Source organism: Arthrobacter sp. BG5 (assembly GCF_056680155.1).
On the sequence record NZ_CM155268.1, the window covers coordinates 728,102 to 746,587 of the forward strand.

The 18,486-nt window shown below is 67.5% G+C and carries 13 protein-coding genes and 2 tRNA genes; 9 read left to right on the plus strand and 6 right to left on the minus strand.

Features of this window, described 5'->3' with window-relative positions:
• Positions 1 to 2: 2 nt before the first annotated feature.
• The 3 genes from AC1MBE_RS03260 to AC1MBE_RS03270 all read right to left on the minus strand — a co-directional run bounded on the left by AC1MBE_RS03260 (position 3) and on the right by AC1MBE_RS03270 (position 5,090).
• Positions 3 to 1,901, minus strand: coding sequence for an acetolactate synthase large subunit (locus AC1MBE_RS03260; RefSeq protein ID WP_479780870.1), 1,899 nt, complete (start codon positions 1,899 to 1,901; stop codon positions 3 to 5).
• A 400-nt stretch (positions 1,902 to 2,301) separates the two neighbouring features.
• Positions 2,302 to 4,023 carry a dihydroxy-acid dehydratase gene (ilvD, locus tag AC1MBE_RS03265; protein ID WP_479780872.1) on the minus strand — a complete coding sequence of 574 codons (1,722 nt, stop codon included), beginning with the start codon at positions 4,021 to 4,023 and terminating at the stop codon, positions 2,302 to 2,304.
• Between the two features lie 128 nt (positions 4,024 to 4,151).
• Positions 4,152 to 5,090, minus strand: coding sequence for a LysR family transcriptional regulator (locus AC1MBE_RS03270; protein ID WP_479780873.1), 939 nt, complete (start codon positions 5,088 to 5,090; stop codon positions 4,152 to 4,154).
• Positions 5,091 to 5,196: 106 nt separating this feature from the next.
• Here AC1MBE_RS03270 and AC1MBE_RS03275 point away from each other — a divergent pair, with 106 nt between their 5' ends.
• From AC1MBE_RS03275 to AC1MBE_RS03285, 3 genes are all read left to right on the plus strand, one after another.
• Complete coding sequence (locus tag AC1MBE_RS03275; protein WP_479780875.1) at positions 5,197 to 6,237, plus strand: sunset domain-containing protein; 1,041 nt, start codon at positions 5,197 to 5,199, stop codon at positions 6,235 to 6,237.
• A gap of 2 nt (positions 6,238 to 6,239) precedes the next feature.
• Complete coding sequence (locus AC1MBE_RS03280; RefSeq protein WP_479780877.1) at positions 6,240 to 7,412, plus strand: PQQ-dependent sugar dehydrogenase; 1,173 nt, start codon at positions 6,240 to 6,242, stop codon at positions 7,410 to 7,412.
• A 118-nt stretch (positions 7,413 to 7,530) separates the two neighbouring features.
• Positions 7,531 to 7,606 (plus strand) — tRNA-Lys (locus tag AC1MBE_RS03285).
• Between the two features lie 286 nt (positions 7,607 to 7,892).
• On the opposite strand, the gene AC1MBE_RS03290 is transcribed toward AC1MBE_RS03285, so the two are convergent.
• Together AC1MBE_RS03290 and AC1MBE_RS03295 are read right to left on the minus strand one after the other, a co-directional pair.
• Positions 7,893 to 8,027, minus strand: a complete 135-nt coding sequence (locus tag AC1MBE_RS03290; RefSeq protein ID WP_479780879.1) for a hypothetical protein — start codon at positions 8,025 to 8,027, stop codon at positions 7,893 to 7,895.
• A 410-nt stretch (positions 8,028 to 8,437) separates the two neighbouring features.
• The gene (locus AC1MBE_RS03295; protein ID WP_479782442.1) at positions 8,438 to 8,911 is read right to left on the minus strand and encodes a MarR family winged helix-turn-helix transcriptional regulator; all 474 of its coding nucleotides are present in this window, start codon (positions 8,909 to 8,911) and stop codon (positions 8,438 to 8,440) included.
• A 94-nt stretch (positions 8,912 to 9,005) separates the two neighbouring features.
• Here AC1MBE_RS03295 and bcp point away from each other — a divergent pair, with 94 nt between their 5' ends.
• From bcp to AC1MBE_RS03325, 6 genes are all read left to right on the plus strand, one after another.
• Positions 9,006 to 9,479 (plus strand): thioredoxin-dependent thiol peroxidase, encoded by a 474-nt coding sequence (gene bcp, locus AC1MBE_RS03300; protein WP_479780881.1) that lies wholly within the window; start codon positions 9,006 to 9,008, stop codon positions 9,477 to 9,479.
• A 114-nt stretch (positions 9,480 to 9,593) separates the two neighbouring features.
• Positions 9,594 to 9,675, plus strand: a tRNA-Leu gene (locus AC1MBE_RS03305).
• A gap of 288 nt (positions 9,676 to 9,963) precedes the next feature.
• A complete protein-coding gene (locus AC1MBE_RS03310; RefSeq protein ID WP_479780883.1) occupies positions 9,964 to 10,650 on the plus strand; it encodes a fasciclin domain-containing protein in 687 nt (228 codons plus the stop codon).
• A gap of 265 nt (positions 10,651 to 10,915) precedes the next feature.
• Positions 10,916 to 12,532: an ABC transporter substrate-binding protein gene (locus AC1MBE_RS03315; RefSeq protein ID WP_479782444.1), complete on the plus strand. Its 1,617-nt coding sequence runs from the start codon at positions 10,916 to 10,918 to the stop codon at positions 12,530 to 12,532.
• Positions 12,533 to 12,611: 79 nt separating this feature from the next.
• Positions 12,612 to 14,114 (plus strand): malate:quinone oxidoreductase, encoded by a 1,503-nt coding sequence (locus AC1MBE_RS03320; RefSeq protein WP_479780885.1) that lies wholly within the window; start codon positions 12,612 to 12,614, stop codon positions 14,112 to 14,114.
• Positions 14,115 to 14,194: 80 nt separating this feature from the next.
• A complete protein-coding gene (locus AC1MBE_RS03325; RefSeq protein WP_479780887.1) occupies positions 14,195 to 17,467 on the plus strand; it encodes an efflux RND transporter permease subunit in 3,273 nt (1,090 codons plus the stop codon).
• Positions 17,468 to 17,514: 47 nt separating this feature from the next.
• Here the strand turns inward: AC1MBE_RS03325 and AC1MBE_RS03330 are convergent, their stop codons facing one another.
• Entirely contained in the window at positions 17,515 to 18,270 is a 756-nt protein-coding gene (locus AC1MBE_RS03330; RefSeq protein WP_479780889.1) for a GAF and ANTAR domain-containing protein, read from the minus strand.
• Between the last annotated feature and the right edge of the window lie 216 nt (positions 18,271 to 18,486).

The window sequence follows — 18,486 nt, forward strand, 5'->3', positions numbered from 1 at the left end:
GTTCAGTCCTCTTCTTCCCAGTCCGGGGTCATGTTGCGGGCAACCTGGATCTGGTCGTTGCTGACCCCGGCGGGGACCATCGGCCACACCATGGAGTTGGGGCTCACGACGAAGTCGATGACGACGGGCCGGTCGTTGATTGCCAGGGCCTGCTGGATGGTGGCGTCGATGTCCTCGTCGCGTTCGCAGCGGAAGGAGGCGCAGCCGTAGGCGTCCGCCAGCTTGACGAAGTCCGGGATCCGGACGGTGTCGTGGCCGGTGTTGAGGTCGGTGTTGGAGTAGCGGCCCTCGTAGAAGAGGGTCTGCCACTGCCGCACCATGCCGAGGGAGGAGTTGTTGATCACCGCGACCTTGATCGGGATCTTGTTGATCGCACAGGTGGCCAGCTCCTGGTTGGTCATCTGGAAGCAGCCGTCGCCGTCGATCGCCCAGACCACCCGGTCCGGCTCCCCGACCTTGGCGCCCATGGCGGCCGGAACGGCGTAGCCCATGGTGCCGGCGCCGCCGGAGTTCAGCCAGGCGTGCGGGCGTTCGTACTTGATGAACTGCGAGGCCCACATCTGGTGCTGGCCGACGCCGGCGACGTAGACGCCCTCGGGTCCGGTGAGCGCACCGATCCGTTCAATCACCCGCTGCGGCGCGCTGAGGCCGTCCTCGGGTTCGGTCCAGCCCAGCGGGTAGGTCTCCTTGAGGTTGTTCAGGAAGGCCCACCAGTTGGTGAGGTCCGGGGTTCCGGAGGCTTCGAACTGCAGGCGCAGCGCGTCGGTCAGTTCCGGGATGATTTCCTTGACCGAGCCCACGATCGGCACGTCGGCCGTGCGGTTCTTGGAGATTTCCGCCGGGTCGATGTCCGCGTGAATGACCTTGGCGTTCGGGGCGAAGGATTTCAGGATGCCGGTGACCCGGTCATCGAAACGCGCGCCGAGCGTGATCAGCAGGTCGGACTGCTGCAGCGCGGTCACGGCGGACACCGTCCCGTGCATGCCCGGCATGCCGACGTGCTGCGGGTGCGAGTCCGGGAAAACGCCCCGGGCCATCAGCGTGGTGACCACGGGCGCGCCGGAGAGCTCTGCCAGTTCCCGCAGTTCCGCGGACGCGTGGGCCTTGACCACGCCGCCGCCAACATACAGCACCGGCTTGCTGGCAGCCGCGATCAGCCGGGCGGCCTCACGGACTTGCTTGCTGTGGCCGCGGACCACCGGCCGGTAGCCGGGCAGGTCGATCTTGGGCGGCCAGGAGAAGGTCATCTGGCCCTGCTGGGCATCCTTGGCAACGTCCACGAGGACGGGGCCGGGGCGCCCGGTCGAGGCGAGGTGGAACGCCTCGGCCATCACGTGCGGGATGTCGTTGGGGTCGGTGACCAGGAAGGAATGCTTGGTGATCGGCATGGTGATGCCGACGATGTCCGCTTCCTGGAACGCATCGGTGCCAATGACTCCGCTGGAGACCTGGCCGGTGATGGCCACCATCGGCACGGAGTCCATGTGGGCGTCCATGATGGCGGTAACGAGGTTGGTGGCACCGGGGCCCGAAGTGGCGATGCAGACGCCAACCCGTCCGGTGACCATGGCATAGCCTTGCGCGGCGTGGCCGGCTCCCTGTTCGTGGCGGACCAGAATGTGGTTCAGTTTGGAGGCCATCAAGGGGTCATAGGTGGGCAGGATCGCGCCACCGGGAAGACCGAAAATGTCCTGCACGCCGAGTTCTTCGAGCGCGCGGACGATTGCTTGCGAGCCGGTCATCACCGTCGGGGGTACGACGTTGTTCGGCCCAAGGACGGGAGAGGCAGCAGCATGCTCGACGCCGGCGTCGGCCGGGCGTTCGAGGCGTTCCGGAGCCTTGTGGGCTCCAGCGGACTTTGTGGCCATCAGCGAGGGGCTGATCGGCGATCCTTTGCTCATCGGACTCTTCCTTTGGTGGATCTGCGGGTGGATCTTCGGCGATCTGGGTACTGCGGGTGTTGCGTGGTGGTGCGGAAATAAAAAAACCCCTCAGCCTGGCGGCTCTTCGAGGGGTTTGCGCGTGACGGTTCGTTACCAGTGGAGGCTATGGAGCCACGCGCTTGGTAAGTACGACGACGCCGCCGACGGTAACGATCTCGATCATGCGTTCAGTTTTCCCTCTTACTGAGACAGGTGTCAACGAGCCTGCGTCCTGTCTCACGATGTGGACTTCGTTGTCCACTGTTTGAACCCCTGCTTTCCCTTGGTGACCCTGCGGCGTTCAGCGGCAGGGCTTAATAAGGGGAATACCGAGGGGCCCCAAGGACGCGGCGCTCGCGCTGCGTCCTTGGGGAAGGTATTACCCGCAGTAGGCGCCCGTGGAGGCGCTGTGCACGAGCTTGGCGTACTTGGCGAGCACGCCCTTGGTGAACTTCGCCGGCAGCGGCTCCCAGCCCACCTTGCGCGCCTCGAGCTCGGCCTCGTCGACCAACAGGTCGAAGGTGCGGGCGGCAATGTCGACGCGGATCCGGTCGCCGTCTTTGACGAACGCGATCGGGCCGCCGTCGACCGCTTCCGGTGCGACGTGGCCGATGCACAGGCCGGTGGTCCCGCCGGAGAAGCGGCCGTCCGTCAGCAGCAGGACATCCTTGCCCAGGCCCGCACCCTTGATGGCGCCGGTGATGGCGAGCATTTCGCGCATGCCCGGACCGCCCTTGGGGCCTTCGTAGCGGATGACGACGACGTCGCCGGCCTTGATCTGTCCCTTGTCCAGCGCGTCCAGGGCGCCCTGCTCGCGTTCGAAGACGCGGGCGGTGCCCTCGAAGACGTCGGCGTCAAAGCCGGCGCTCTTCACGACGGCGCCCTCCGGGGCCATCGAGCCGTGCAGGATGGTGATGCCGCCGGTCTTGTGGATCGGGTTGTCCATGGCGCGGAGCACCTTGCCGTCCGGGTCCGGCGGGTTGATCGAGGCGAGGTTCTCGGCCACGGTCTTGCCGGTGACGGTGAGGCAGTCGCCGTGCAGCAGCCCGGCGTCGAGCAGGGCCTTCATGATGACCGGGACGCCGCCGATCTTGTCGACGTCGGTCATCACGTAGCGGCCGAACGGCTTGAGGTCGCCCAGGTGCGGGATCCTGTCGCCGATGCGGTTGAAGTCGTCCAGGGTCAGCTCCACCTCGGCTTCGCGGGCGATGGCGAGCAGGTGCAGCACGGCGTTGGTGGAGCCGCCGAAGGCCATGGTGACGGCGATGGCATTCTCGAAGGCCTTCTTCGTCATGATGTCCCGGGCGGTGATGCCCAGGCGCAGCAGGTTGACGACGGCCTCGCCGGACTTGTGCGCGAACATGTCGCGGCGGCGGTCGGCCGAGGGCGGGGCGGCGGAACCCGGGAGGGACATGCCCAGGGCCTCGCCGATGCAGGCCATGGTGTTGGCGGTGTACATGCCGCCGCAGGCGCCTTCGCCCGGGCAGATTGCCTTTTCGATGCGGGTCAGGTCTTCCATGCTCATCTTGCCGGCAGCGCAGGCGCCCACGGCCTCGAAGGCGTCAATCAGGGTGACTTCCTTCTCCGAGCCGTCTTCGAGCTTGACCCAGCCGGGCATGATGGAGCCGGCGTAGAGGAAGACGCTGGAGAGGTCCAGGCGGGCGGCTGCCATCAGCATGCCGGGCAGGGACTTGTCGCAGCCGGCCAGCAGCACGGAGCCGTCGATCCGCTCGGCCTGCATCACGGTCTCCACCGAGTCCGCAATGACTTCGCGGGACACCAGGGAGAAGTGCATGCCTTCGTGGCCCATGGAGATGCCGTCGGAAACGGAGATGGTGCCGAACTGCATCGGGAACCCGCCGCCGGCAAAGACGCCTTCCTTGGCGCCCTGGGCCAGGCGGTTCAGCGACAGGTTGCAGGGAGTGATTTCATTCCATGAACTTGCCACGCCGACCTGGGGCTTGGCGAAGTCGTCGTCGCCCATGCCGACCGCCCGGAACATGCCGCGCGCGGGAGCCGCGTGGATTCCGTCGGTAACGACCCGGCTGCGGGGTTTGATGTCCGGCTTGGTTTCTGTCGCTGTTTGGTTGTCCTCACTCATGGCTCAAAGTCTAGGGCTCCGCCGTCTGCAGCAACGAGCCGGACAGGCTCATTAAGCCCAAAACCGGGAATATTTCGCCCAAATAGTGGACATGCGTCTCACCTCTTGGACCCTGAGCGGGGTTGGGCTCAGTTTCCGTGAGCCGCATAACGCAGTTCCGGTGCCTCGGCCACCGCCTGGGCCTCCGCTTTGAGCATCGAGAGTACCCGCTGGATGGTGGTCCGGGCAGCGGCCTCCGGACGCGCAAGCGCCACGATGCTGCGGCTGGCCTTGACGCCGGTGAGCGGGCGCAGCACGAACCCATTTCCCTGGTTCTTCAGGGCGGTGTAGCGCGGCAACAGGCTGAGCCCGTGCCCGGCGCTGACCAGGGCCTCCAGGACGCGCAGGTCCGGGAAGAGCTGCGCCCGCACGGCCGGGGAATCAGCCTGCATCTCTATCTGGCGCAGCACGGTGTCGAAGGGGAAACCGTCGGGCACCCCCATCCAGGGGAATCCGACGACGTCCTGGGCGCTGAGCGTCGCCTTTCCGGCCAGAGCGTGGCGGGCCGGCACGGCCACGTCCAGCGGTTCGTCCAGCAGCGGAATCACCTGGAGGCCCTGGCGGGCGAAAACTTCGGGCCCGTCGACGCTGTGGGCCAGCACAATGTCATAGTCCGCGGCCAAGGCGGCAAACCCGGCGACCCCGGGATCCTCGAAGTGCGCCTCGAACCGGAGCCCGTCGATCTCCTTCACCCGGTGCAGCAGACCCGGCAGGAACATCTCCGCGGCACTCGGAAAGAAGGCCGCCTTGACCTGGGTCTGCCAGCCGAGCCGGTAGGTGTCGATAGTGGCCTCGGCCCGGGCCATCGCGGTGGAGACCTCCGCCGCCGCACCGGCCATGGCCAGCCCCGCCTCTGTCAGCCGCACTCCCCTGCCCGACTTCTCGACAAGGACCACACCGAGCTCGTCCTGCAGGGTCTTGAGCTGTTGCGAGACTGCCGACGGTGTCACCCGCATCGCCTCCGCCGTAGCGCCCACGGTGCCGCGATCGGCCAGCTCGCGGAGAATGCGGAGTCTCTTGAAATCCATCCAGCGAGGCTACACGGCGCTGCGGCGGGAACGCTGGACAGCCGCGTCGGGCCGGACGTAACGTCGAGCAACGGCAACCCTGCCGCCTGGACAGAAGGATTCGGCTATGGATTGGATTACCTGGCTCATCGTCATTGTGGCGATTGTCGGCGTCGTGTGGTGGCTGCTGAACCGCAACAATGCCCGCAATGGCGCTGGGGCCTCGCCATCCACGGGGGCCGGAACCGACACCTCCCGGCAGGCTGCGGAGGGCCGGGAAAGCCACGACGGCGCGCTGTCCGGCGGGACCGCCGCCGCGTCGGCCGCCGCTGCCGCCACCACGGGGATGCCGTCCGCCGCCGGATTCGGCAACGCCGAGCCGGTGCCGCCCACCACCGCCGACGACGCCGCGGCCGTGAGCGCGCCGGCCCGGGGCGCTGACGCAGAGGGCAGAGCTGCAGAGGCCGCCGATGCCGATCGCACCGCCGTCGGGAGCGCACCTGCAGGGGACTCCGACGTCGACCGCACCGCTGCCGGTTCCGCCACCGCGGGGGCAGCCGCTGGCGGCGCCGAATGGGAGACGCAGTGGTCGGAGACACCGCCGGCCGGGGAGCACGCCCCGCACCACGACCTTTCCCATGGCGCCCACGGGGCACACGTCGCCCACGACGACCACCACGCCCACGGCGAGGCGTCCGGGACCGCGGAAAGCCCCGCCGCCGGAGCGGGCGCAGCGGGCGCCACGGCAGCCGCAGCGGCAGCCGCACCAGAGCAGCAGCCGGCCGAAACGCCCCGCGTACACCACGCCGAATACACCGAGCCGCACGCCCCCACCCTTCCCGGCGCGGAATCCGCGGCCGCTGAGGCTGCTGACATCGAAACGGCGCAGGCGGCCTCCTCGGCAGCCCTCACCGAGGGCGCGGCCAGCCACGCCGCGGCACCTGCCGGGCACCTGGCCGTGGAGCAGCCATACGGAGAAGGGTCGGCGGCACCGGCCCCGGACGGGAGCGGCCCGGAGGGCTTCACCGTCAAGGGGAACGCCTCGTCGATGATTTACCACGACGAGACCAGCCCCTCGTATGAGGAAACCCGTGCCGAAGTCTGGTTCCTTTCCGCGGCCCACGCCGAGGCGGCGGGTTTCCGGCCGCCGCGCCGTTCACGGCTGTAGCCATGTCCCCGCGGTCGTCACGGCGCTCCGTCCTGGCGGCGGCAGTGGCGGCGGTGTCCCTGGCCGCGGCAGGCTGCACCGGCACCCCGGCCGCTCCCCCTTCGGCCGGCAGCCCACCCGTCGGCACAGAATCGCCCGGCAGCCAGTCCGCGCCGGTGGCAACCGGCGGCGCTGCCAGCAGCCCGCCCGGCAGCAGCCCGTCCGCTCCGGCGGCGCCGCGGGTCGCCGCCCGGATCAATGCGGGGCTGACGCTGCCCTGGTCAACGGTGTTCCTGCCGGACGGCACTGCCCTTATTTCTGAGCGGGACAGCGCACTGCTGAAGTCGTTGCCACCGGGTGGCAACGGCCCCGCCACCACGGTGGGCAAGGTGCCCGGCGTCGTCCCCGGCGGCGAAGGCGGGCTGCTGGGACTGGCCCTGTCCCCCGACGCCGGGACGGCCCGGTATCTCTACACCTACTTCACCGCAGAGGCGGACAACCGGATCGCCCGCTTCCGTCTCGGCGCCGACGGCCGCCCCGACCTCGGCGCTCCGGAGCCGGTCTTTTCCGGGATCCCCAAGGCGGGAACGCACAACGGGGGGCGCATCCGTTTCGGACCGGACGGCTACCTGTACGTCGGCACCGGCGATGCCCGGCGCAGCGGCGATCCCCAGGACCGCAACGCCCTGGGCGGCAAGATCCTCCGCCTGACCCCCGAGGGGAAGCCCGCACCCGGCAATCCGTTCGGCGACAACCCCGTGTACAGCCTCGGGCACCGCAACGTCCAGGGGCTCGACTGGGACAGCGCCGGACGGCTGTGGGCCAGCGAATTCGGCCCGGACGTCAACGATGAACTGAACCTGATTGTGCCCGGCGGAAACTACGGCTGGCCGGAGGTGACCGGCGCCCCGCACCGCACGGGGTTCCGCGACGCGAAAGTGGTGTGGCCTTCGACGGCGGACTCCTCGCCCAGCGGGCTTGAAATCATCGGCGACACGGCCTACCTGGGCGCGCTCCGCGGCCAACGGATCTGGAGGGTTCCGCTGCGCGGGGAGTTCGCGGGCGATCCTGTGGCCTATTTCACACGCGAGTACGGCCGGATCCGTGACGTTGCACTGGCTCCGGACGGGCGGCTCTGGGCGCTGAGCAACGGTCAGAACCCTGATTTTGTGCTGGTTTTGGAGGTCCCCCGCTAGCCGCCCGGCACCGTCGGCAGCCCGATTTCACACTGCACCAAAACTCGTGTAGAGTTTCATGTCGTTGCGGAGAACACTGCGGGAAATAAAAAGCCCGCGGGGAACGAAAACAACAGCTGCACCTCTAGCTCAACTGGCAGAGCAATTGACTCTTAATCAATGGGTTCCGGGTTCGAGTCCCGGGGGGTGCACCACCAAGAAAACCCCGTCCGGCAGGCTGAAAAGCGTGCCGGACGGGGTTTTTCTTTTTGCGCGGGCCGTTCAGCGCGCCGGGGCTGCCTGGTTGCCGTGTTTCAGCTTCACGCCACCCGGACCGCCGGCGCTCCTGCCCAGTTCATCCACACGGGCCCCGCGGAACTTTGCATCAATCCGCGGGCCGCCGGGGTGCCCGCTGGGGGTGCGCCGGCGAACAACTGGGCGGGAACGTCGGACGCGGCCTCCGCGAGTGTCCTGCGGCAGGCTAGCGGGGTTCGGGCAGCACTAACTGCGTTCGGCCGACGCGAAGTGAAAGTGGATCGGCAGCGCCAGCTGGATCGGGGCTGCGCCGACCGGCTCGTCGAGCAGCTCGTTGATCGAGGTCTGCCCTTCGAGCTCCGCAGTCAGGTGCGCTTCCATGCCTTGATCCTATGTCCGGCCTGCGCCCGGCCCGGTGATGGACACGGGCAGCGCAGCGTCACGGAAAAGCCGTGCCAGACGCCCGGGAAAGGGGGCTGGCACGGTTCGGATCTCAGCAAGGAGAAACGCCGCTAGCGTTTCGCCGGTGATTCCGTGTGGGGGTCGCAGTCTTCACAGAAGACGGCTGCGGCAGATTCACCGCAGCACTGGCAGTGATGCTCCAAGGACCTGGGTTCGAGGACGTACTGAGTCATGGCCCTATGCTCGTCCAGCGTGGCCGGCTTGAACCCAGTAGTGTGTACTCGTTTCGCGGCCCGGGGCCGGGCGGGGTCCGGTACGTACAGGCGCCGTCGGGCCCGGTACAAGCCCCGGCAGTGCCAGCAAAATTGACGCGAGTGCGCCCCGGCAGCCTAGTTGGCGTCGGCGGCCACACCAGGCTCCACGGCGGTGACGATGGCCTTCGCCTCCGTGGTGGACATCCGGTTGGCCAGTTCCCGGACCACGGACTGCAGCTCGTGCCGCAGCGAGTCGGGGTCGATCGAGGCTGCAGCAAGGACCGAGCGCTCCATGTCCGCGGCCGCGACGACGGCATCACGGCCGCGATTGGTCAGGGTCACGACGTGGCTCCGGCGGTCGGACGCGCTGCGCTCCCGGGAGATGTGGCCATGCGCCTCGAGCCGGCTCAGCGTCTTACCCATGGTCTGGGCCTGGACACGCACCAGCTGCGCCAATTGCGCTTGCGTCATGGGTCCGTTGGCGGAGAGCACTTCCATGGCGATGACCCCGGCATGGGTAAGGCCAATGGCCCCCAGCTTCTCGTTCCAGGAGTGTTCCACAAGGCGTGCTGCCGTTGACAATAGGCGGCCCGTGGGCCAGCGATCCATATCAGGCATACCCAAGAGTATAACGATTGTCGGATTCGTCGACCGCTCCTGCGCTCACTAGGCTGGAATTTCGCCCATTTGTCAAGGAGGAATAATGCCCGAACGACTCGTTCCCGGAGACGACGCACCGGACTTCCAGCTGTTGGACTCGACAGGACGCGAGGTCGGCCTGCAGGACTTCCGCGGCCGGAACACCGTGGTCTACTTCTATCCCGCAGCGGCCACCCCGGGGTGCACCAAGCAGGCCTGCGACTTCCGCGACTCGCTGGCAGCCCTGCAGCGGGCGGGCTACGACGTCGTCGGCATCTCCCCCGACCCCGTCGAAAAGCTCGCCGGCTTCGCGGCGGCTGAACGGCTCAGCTTCCCGCTGCTCTCCGATCCGGACCACGCGGTGGCCGAGGCCTACGCGGCGTGGGGCGAAAAGAAAAACTACGGCCGCACCTATGACGGGCTCATCCGTTCCACGGTGGTGGTCGGCCCCGACGGCAAGGTCGCCCTGGCGCAGTACAACGTGCGCGCCACCGGCCACGTTGCCAAGCTGCTGCGCGACCTCAAGCTGGAGGTCTAGCCGGCACCCGCTGCCGTCCGGCGGGCCGGCGGCGGGCCGCGGAACCGAAATGTAGACTGGTTCCTGGCATCCGCCGTCGAGGGCCCTCACGGGACCCGCGGACGACGGCGCCGCGCGCGAGTGGTGAAATTGGCAGACACGCAGGATTTAGGTTCCTGTGCCTTCGGGCGTGGGGGTTCAAGTCCCCCCTTGCGCACACAGCAGAACCCCGGTCCCCGGACCGGGGTTCTGGCGTTTAACCGCCGGCCGCCCCTCACGCCTCCGGCCATAAAAGCCCGGAACGACGGCCTAAAAGAGAGCGTCTACTGCTTCCCGGGCGGCCCCCCGGAAAAGAATTTCGATTCCCACCCATCCCTTTCCGCCGAGCGCCCGAATACCCATTGAGACACCAACCAAGGGTCGGTGCCCACCAGTCGGAGAAAAGCCACAGCGGCAAAGATGTTCGCTGCCGGCAATGAAATCGGCACAACAAAGGAGAATCGAAATGCAGACCATCAAGCGCACGACTTTCGCCGTTGCAGGTATCGCTGCCGCAGCCATGCTCAGCCTCACTGCCTGCGGCGGTTCCAGCACGGGATCCGCCTCCTCGGCCCCGGCTTCCTCGCCGTCCGGCTCCGCCATGGAGTCCAGCATGGCGCCGTCGCCGTCCATGAGCTCCTCCGCAGCGACGATGGACCCGGCCGCTGACCTCGTCGGCTCCGGCTGCGCCGCTTACGCCGCCCAGGTTCCCGACGGCAAGGGTTCGGTCTCCGGCATGGCCCTGGACCCGGTGGCCACCGCCGCCTCCAACAACCCGATCCTGACCACCCTGACCGCCGCCGTGTCCGGCAAGCTCAACCCCAAGGTCGACCTGGTGGACACCCTGAACGGCAGCGAATTCACTGTTTTCGCTCCGACGGATGACGCGTTCAAGAAGATCGACGCCGCCACCATCGACAAGCTCAAGACGGACGATGCCCTGCTGAGCAAGATCCTGACCTACCACGTAGTCCCGGGCAAGATCAGCCCGGCCGAGATCGTGGGCACCCACAAGACCGTCCAGGGCGGCTCCGTGACCGTGACCGGCAGCAAGGATGCGCTCAAGGTTGACGGCGCCAACGTGGTCTGCGGCGGCGTCAAGACCGCCAACGCCACGGTCTACATGGTCGACTCGGTCCTGATGCCGAAGTAGGCAACACCCCATCCCTCCTGACCCGGATCCAGCCTGACTCCCTGGATCCACCTGGAGAAACGAAGGCCCGCACCGGATGGTGCGGGCCTTCGCCCGTTGCGGGAATCCGCCGCACCGGTCAACTAGACTGGGGCTGTTCCGCAGCCGGCGGCCTTCCCGTACCCCAGAGGTGATTCCTACAGTGCCCAGCAGTACCGTGCCCACCAGTACCGGCCCCCGCAGGCGGTTGCGCCGCGTCGCTGCCGGTTTGGGCGCGGTCCTGCTCATGCTGCCGCTGGCCTCGTGCACCGGAACACCGGGCCCGACGCCGCCGCCGTCGTCCTCTGCCAGCACTACGGCTGCCGCCCCCACCGCCACCTTTACCTTTGGCACCGCCTCGCGCCCGCTCGGCCTGGACCCGGCCCTCGTGTCCGACGTCGACTCGTACCGCATCACCCGGCAGATCCTCGAGGGCCTGGTTGGCGTCGACCAGACCAGCGGCAAGCCCACCCCCCTGCTGGCAACGGAGTGGACCACCAGTGACGACGGCCGCGCCTACACCTTCAAACTCCGCGACAAAGTGAAGTTCCAGGACGGCACGGCCTTCAACGCGGCGGCGGTGTGCACCAACTTCAAGCGCTGGTTCAACTTTTCCCCGGCCCTGCGGAAGCAGGCGCCCGGCACCACGTTCAAGGGCGTCTTTATGGCCCACGCGGACCAGGCGTCGCTGTCCATCTACAAGGGCTGCACCGCGCTGTCGGCGAACAGCGTCCGGATCGACCTCACCCAGCCGTTCACCGGCTTCCTGCAGGCGCTCACCCTGCCCGCCTTTGCCCTCTCCTCGCCGCAGGCCATGGCCGCACACTCCGCCGACGTGCTCAACCAGAGCCGCGAGGGCCAGCCGGTCTCCGCCTACGCCCTGCACCCGGTGGGGACCGGACCGTTCGTTTTCAGCTCCTGGGACAACAACACCGTCACGCTGAACAGCAACAAGGGCTATTGGGGTGACAAGGGCCAGATCGGCACCGTCCACTTTGTCAGCTATGACCACCCGCAGACCCGGATGCAGGCGCTGCTCGACGGCAAGATCGACGCCTACGATTCGGTGACCGTGGGAAACTTCGACCAACTGGTCAAGCGCGGCAAGCAGATCATCCAGCGCGACCCGTTCTCCGTCATGTACTTGGGCATGAACCAGCAGGTGCCGGTGCTGCGGAACCTCAAGGTCCGCCAGGCCATTGAAATGGCCCTGGACAAGGACACCCTGATCCGGAAGTTCTTCATTGACAACACCGCGGCGGCCTCCCAGTTCGTTCCGCCGAAGCTGAGCGGCTTCAACAACAACGCCCCGTCGCTGGGCTACGACCAGAACAAGGCCAAGGAACTGCTCGCCGAGGCCAACTACAAGGGCGAGGAACTGAAGTTCTACTACCCGCTCAACGTCGCACGCCCCTACCTTCCGACCCCGGAGAAGGTCTACGCCGAGATCAGCCGCCAGCTCACCGCCGTCGGGCTCAACATCAAGCCCGTCCCGGTCGAATGGTCCGACGGCTACCTCCAGAAAGTCACCTCCCCCGGGGACCATGCCCTGCACCTGCTGGGCTGGAACGGTTCCTACGCGGACCCGGACAACTTCGTGGGCCCGCTCTTCGGGGAAAACACAGGCGAGTTCGGCTACCAGGATCCGCAGGTGTTTTCCAAGATCTCCCGCGCCCGCGGCCTGCCGGACGGCAAGGAACGCACCGAGCAGTACCAGACCATCAACGCCCAGATCGCCGCGACGGTCCCGGCGGTACCGATCGCGTTCCCGATCTCGGCGCTGGCTCTGTCCGACCGGGTCCTGAAATACCCGGCGTCGCCGGTCCTGAACGAAGTTTTCACCAACGTCGAGTTAAAGCCTTGACGGCAGGGTCCAATTTCAGTTAGTGGGCCGTGCGGGGATATTCTGTGACAGCCAGAGCCGCTGCTATCGGAGACTGATTGTGACTTTCATTTCCAAGACCCAACATGCCGACGTCGTCCTGATTGGCGGGGGCATTATGAGCGCCACGCTGGGCGCTTTCCTCAAGCAGCTGGAGCCGAACTGGACCATCTCCCTGTTCGAGCGGCTGGACCAGCCGGGTCTGGAAAGCTCCGGACCGTGGAACAACGCCGGCACCGGGCACGCCGCGCTGTGTGAGCTTAACTACTCCCCCGCGGCCAAGGACGGCTCGGTGGATCCCTCGAAGGCCGTACACATCAACGAGCAGTTCCAGCTCTCCCGCCAGTTCTGGTCCCACCTGGTCACCAACTCCCTGATCGGCTCCCCCGAGGGCTTCATCAACACCGTGCCGCACATGAGTTTCGTGGTCGGCGACGCCAACGCCAAGTTCCTGCGGACCCGCTACGAGGCGCTCAAGCCCAACCCGCTGTTCCGCTCCATGGAGTACTCCGAGGAGCACGCCCAGATCGCCAAGTGGGCGCCGCTGATCGTCAAGGGCCGCGACCCGAAGCAGCACATTGCCGCCACCCGCGCCGCGGAGGGCACCGACGTCGACTTCGGCGCCCTGACCCGCGAGCTGACCGGCTACCTCGGCAACAACGGCGTGGAGATCAACTACGGCCACGACGTCACCGGCATCAGCCGGGCCTCCGACGGCGGCTGGGACCTTGCGCTCAAGCACCCGCGTTCCGGTGAGCACGGCTCCATCCACGCCAAGTTCGTCTTCGTCGGCGCCGGCGGCGGCGCCCTGCACCTGCTGCAGGCGTCCGGCATCCCGGAAAGCAAGGGCTTCGGCGGCTTCCCGGTCTCCGGCCAGTTCTTCCGCTGCACGGACGAGAACCTCGCCGCCCAGCACAGCGCCAAGGTCTACGGCCAGGCCTCCGTGGGCGCCCCGCCCATGTCCGTCCCGCACCTGGACACCCGGTTCGTCAACGGCAAGCGCTCCCTGCTGTTCGGCCCGTACGCCGGCTTCTCCACGAACTTCCTGAAGAACGGTTCCTACCTGGACCTGCCGCTGTCCATCCGCCCCTCCAACATCATCCCGATGCTGGCCGTGGCCAAGGACAACATGGATCTGACCGCCTACCTGGTCAAGGAAGTCGCCAAGCGGCACGGCGCCAAGGTCGAGGCCCTGCGGGAGTACTACCCGGAGGCCAAGGACGGCGACTGGGAGCTCATCACGGCCGGCCAGCGGGTCCAGATCATCAAGAAGGACCCGAAGAAGGGCGGTGTGCTGCAGTTCGGCACCGAGGTCATCGCCGGACGCGACGGCACCATCGGCGCCCTGCTGGGCGCTTCCCCGGGCGCCTCCACCGCCGTGCCGATCATGATCGAGCTGCTCCAGAAGTCCTTCCCCAAGAACTTCAAGGGCTGGCAGGCCAAGCTCAAGGAGATGATGCCCGGTTACGGCGTCAAGCTCAACGAGAACCCGGACCTCGCCGCCAAGCTCGAGGCCGAGACGGCCGCGGCACTGCAGTTGGAGCCGGTCAGCGCCACCCGCTGAAACCCTTCCGGGTTGCGGCACGTTGTACCCCTTGACGTCATGCGTTGACGCCTGCCCGTAGACCCCCAGGAGACCATAAGATGTTCCGGCTGGCCCAGCTCTCGCTAGCAAACCGGGCGCTGATCGCGCTGATCACCGTCTTCGCGTCGGTCTTCGGGGTGATCACCATGACCTCGCTCAAGCAGGAGCTCATCCCGTCCATCGAGTTCCCGCAGATCACGGTCATCACCTCGATGCCCGGGGCCTCGCCGGAAGTGGTGGACAAGCAGGTCAGCGGGCCGCTGGAGACGGCGCTGAACGGCGTCGAGGGGTTGGAATCCACGACGTCGACGTCGCGCAACGGCGTCTCGCAGATCACCCTGGCCTTCACCTACGGCTCCAACCTGGACCGCGCCCGGAACCAGATCGACCGCGCCATCTCCAACGCGAAGCAGGCGCTGCCCAAGGACGTCCAGCCGCAGGCGATCGCCGGCAGCATCAGCGACTTCCCGATCGTCTACCTCGCGGTCTCCTCCGACAAGCCGTTGAGCGAACTCAACGCGGACCTTGCCCGCCTGAGCGTGCCCCGGCTGCAGAAGCTCGACGGCGTGCGCGGCGCCGAGGTCACCGGCGGGGCCACCCAGCACATCAAGATCATGCCGCGGCCGGCGGCCATGGCCGCCTCCGGCGTCACCATCGGGTCCATTTCCGAGGCGCTGAAGAACAACGGCAGCCTGGTGCCGGCAGGCAGTATCGAGGAACAGGGGAAGACGCTCTCGCTGCAGGTCGGCAGCCCGGTGGACTCCCTGGACGCGGTCAAGGCCCTGCCCCTGGGAGGCGCCCGCAGCGCCGCGACGATCGGCAGTGTCGCGGACGTCAGCATCACCGAGGACGCCCGCACCTCGATCACCCGCACCAACGGCAAGGAAACCCTCGCCGTCTCGGTCACCAAGAAGCCCGAGGGTGACACGGTGGGCATCTCCCACGCGGTGAAGGACACCATTCCGCAGCTAGAGGCCGAGCTGGGCTCCAACGCCAAGTTCACCCCCGTCTTCGACCAGGCGCCCTTCATCGAGAAGTCCATCAAGGACCTCACCACCGAGGGGCTCCTGGGCCTGGGCTTCGCCGTCGCCGTCATCCTGCTGTTCCTGCTCTCGGTGCGCTCCACACTGGTCACGGCCGTGTCCATCCCGTTGTCCCTGCTGATCACCTTCATCGGGCTCTCGGCGACCGGGTATTCGCTGAACATCCTGACCCTCGGCGCGCTGACCATCGCGATCGGCCGGGTGGTGGACGACTCGATCGTGGTGATCGAGAACATCAAGCGGCACCTGAGCTACGGCGAGCAGAAGATCACCGCCATCCTGACCTCCATCCGCGAAGTCGCCGGCGCGATCACCGCGTCCACGCTCACCACGGTGGCGGTCTTCCTGCCGATCGCCTTCGTGGCCGGACTCGCCGGGGAACTTTTCCGGCCCTTCGCGCTCACCGTCACCATCGCCCTGGTGTCCTCGCTGCTGGTCTCGCTGACCATCGTCCCGGTGCTGGCGTACTGGTTCCTGCGGACGCCCGCGGACAAGGCCGGCACCGCCGTCTCCGAGGCCTCCGCCCGTGACGCCGCCGCGAAAGCCCATGAGGCCGAACAGCGCAGCTTCCTGCAGCGCGGCTATCTCCCGGTCCTGACCAAGACGCAGCGGCATCCCGTGATCACCCTGGTCGCGGCCGTCCTGGTCCTTGGCGGCACGGTGGCGATGTCCCCGCTGCTGGCCACCGACCTGCTGGGCCGCTCCGGCGAAAACAGCATGACCGTGCGGCAGGCCCTGCCCGCCGGCACCAGCCTCTCCGAGGGCAGCGCCGCGGCCGTCAAGGTCGAGAAGGTGCTGCGCGGCATCGACGGGATCAAGAACGTGCAGGTCACCACCGGCAACGCCCAGTCCGGTTTCTCCGCGCTGCAGTCCACCGGGGCGGCGAATTCCAGCTTCACCGTCGTCACGGACGAGTCCGCGAAACAGGGCCAGCTCCAGGACACTGTCCGCCGTGAACTCGCCAAGATCTCGGGCGCCGGCAAGATCACCGTCGGCTCCCAGCAGGGCGGATTCGGTACGACGTCGACGGTTGACATCACGCTCAAGGCCGCCAGTTCCGCGGACCTCAAGACCGCCAGCGACGCCATGGTCAAGGCCATGGACGGCGTCCCCGGCTCCTCCGAGGTCAGCACCAACCTGGCCGCGAGCCAGCCCGTGGTCCAGGTCAAGGTGGACCGCGCCAAGGCCGTCGCGGCCGGCCTGAACGAGCAGCAGGTCGCCGGCGTGCTGGCCTCCACGATCAGCCCGGTCCCGGCCGGCACCGTCCGGATCGGCACCAACGACTATCCGGTCCGGATCGGCGAGGGCACCCGCTTCACCAGCATCGGCGCCGTCCGGGACCTCCCGCTGCCGACGGCGCGGGGCCCGGTTCCGCTGTCCTCGATCGCCTCGGTGGAACAGGTCGACGTCCCGGTCTCGATTACGGCGAGCAACGGCCAGCGGACAGCGCGCGTGTCCGTCACGCCGTCGGGCGGCAACCTCGGCGCGGTGAGCACCGAGGTGCAGGCCCGGCTCAAGTCTGTCCAGCTGCCGCCGGGAGTCACGGCGGAGATCGGCGGCGCCACCACGCAGCAGGCCGAGTCTTTTGGCCAGCTGGGACTGGCGCTGCTGGCCGCCATCGCCATTGTCTACGTGATCATGGTGGCCGCGTTCAAGTCGCTCGTGCAGCCGCTCATCCTGCTGGTCTCGATCCCCTTCGCCGCCACCGGCGCCATCGCGCTGCTGCTGGTGACGGGCGTCCCGCTGGGGCTGCCGTCGCTGATCGGCATGCTGATGCTGGTGGGCATTGTGGTGACCAACGCGATTGTGCTGATCGACCTAATCAACCAGTACCGGCAGCCCCGCAACGGCGAACCCGGCATGAGCGTGGCGGACGCCATCACGCACGGCGCCCGGCAGCGGCTCCGGCCGATCCTGATGACCGCCCTGGCCACCGTGTTCGCGCTGACCCCGATGGCGCTGGGCCTGACCGGCGGCGGCGGCTTCATCTCCCAGCCGCTGGCCATCGTGGTGATCGGCGGCCTGATTTCCTCCACCCTCCTGACGTTGATCCTGGTGCCGGTGCTGTACCGGCTGGTGGAGGGCCGGCGCGAACGCAGGGCCCTGGAGAAAGCCAACGGCGGCCGGGCCGCCCACGGCCGCCGGGCACAGCCCGCGCCGTCTGACGCCGCGGGGACGGCCGGCGCCGGGTCCGGGACCAAGGGCGGCGATGCCCGCCCGGAGGCGCACGACGGGGACAATGACGAGCGCGACGACGAACCGGACGAGGCGCCCGCCCTCCGGCACTGACACTTGGCTTTCCTGCTGGCCGGCCACAGCCTTCGTGCGGCGGGATGCTAGCCGAAGTGGGTAGCGGCCTTGCCGCCGCCTGCGGATTCCACGATGGCAGCGGCGACATCGCGAAGCTTCAGGTTGCGGTTGTTCGAGGCGGCCTTAATGAGTCCAAAGGCTTCCTGCTGAGTGCACCGGTTCTGGGCAATGATGACACCGACTGCCATGTCGATGACTGTCCGTGAAGTCATGGCCAGCCTTAGATCCTCCGCCGTTTGACTGTGCTGAGCCAGCAAAACCGCCAGCCTGAGGCCCTTTGAGGCCTGGGCGACGAAGCCCTGCGCCCGGCTCACTGACCCGCCGTCGAAGGCGTGGGCTTTTTCCGAGTAGAGGTTGAGGCCAGCGCGGACGGAGTCGTCCGGCAAGTGGAAGGGCACAGCGAGGATGGAGCGGATGCCATTGGCGGTGGCTATAGCGTTGTACGCCGGGAAGGTGTCATCACCCGCGAGATCGGGAATGTGGACCAGCAATTGCCGCCTGCTGGCCATTAGGCACGGCCCCTCATCGAGTTGATACTGCAACTCGTCGAGCCTGCGTGCCTTTTCGCCGCTGCTGGCCACCGTCCCGGCCGAGCCGTGACGTAGCAGCGTGACCCCGCAGAAGACTTCGTTCTTGTCGGAGGACAAATTGGCGGAGGCGAAACAGGCGAGTTCGTCGAGAAAGTCGGCAACGTCTTGGGTCTCCAGAAGCAGGTCCTGTAGCTCGGCGGCGACGGGCCCCCGCTGATGCCCGTTCAGCCCAGGCTCTCTCGTCAGTCCCATATTTAACTATGCACCCTGCCCTACCGAACCCGACAGACTGCAAAATCGGCGCACAGGCAGCGCGGGACTGGTCCAGCGCGGGGACTGGTCCGGATCGACTTCGACGGTGGACCGGGTTGCTGGTCGGACCCACTTCCGAAAAGTAGTGACGTAAGTTACTTCCGCGTTCAGATGTAGTGAGTTAGCCTTCTTTTGGGTCAAGACGCGGCCCGTTCG

Coding starts and splice junctions, on each gene's coding strand:
- AC1MBE_RS03260 (WP_479780870.1), bottom strand. CDS start 1,901: ATGAGCAAAGGATCGCCGATCAGCCCCTCGCTGATGGCCACAAAGTCC.
- AC1MBE_RS03280 (WP_479780877.1), top strand. CDS start 6,240: ATGTCCCCGCGGTCGTCACGGCGCTCCGTCCTGGCGGCGGCAGTGGCG.
- AC1MBE_RS03295 (WP_479782442.1), bottom strand. CDS start 8,911: ATGGATCGCTGGCCCACGGGCCGCCTATTGTCAACGGCAGCACGCCTT.
- AC1MBE_RS03330 (WP_479780889.1), bottom strand. CDS start 18,270: ATGGGACTGACGAGAGAGCCTGGGCTGAACGGGCATCAGCGGGGGCCC.
- AC1MBE_RS03290 (WP_479780879.1), bottom strand. CDS start 8,027: ATGGAAGCGCACCTGACTGCGGAGCTCGAAGGGCAGACCTCGATCAAC.
- AC1MBE_RS03310 (WP_479780883.1), top strand. CDS start 9,964: ATGCAGACCATCAAGCGCACGACTTTCGCCGTTGCAGGTATCGCTGCC.
- AC1MBE_RS03270 (WP_479780873.1), bottom strand. CDS start 5,090: ATGGATTTCAAGAGACTCCGCATTCTCCGCGAGCTGGCCGATCGCGGC.
- AC1MBE_RS03325 (WP_479780887.1), top strand. CDS start 14,195: ATGTTCCGGCTGGCCCAGCTCTCGCTAGCAAACCGGGCGCTGATCGCG.
- AC1MBE_RS03315 (WP_479782444.1), top strand. CDS start 10,916: ATGCTGCCGCTGGCCTCGTGCACCGGAACACCGGGCCCGACGCCGCCG.
- AC1MBE_RS03275 (WP_479780875.1), top strand. CDS start 5,197: ATGGATTGGATTACCTGGCTCATCGTCATTGTGGCGATTGTCGGCGTC.
- bcp (WP_479780881.1), top strand. CDS start 9,006: ATGCCCGAACGACTCGTTCCCGGAGACGACGCACCGGACTTCCAGCTG.
- ilvD (WP_479780872.1), bottom strand. CDS start 4,023: ATGAGTGAGGACAACCAAACAGCGACAGAAACCAAGCCGGACATCAAA.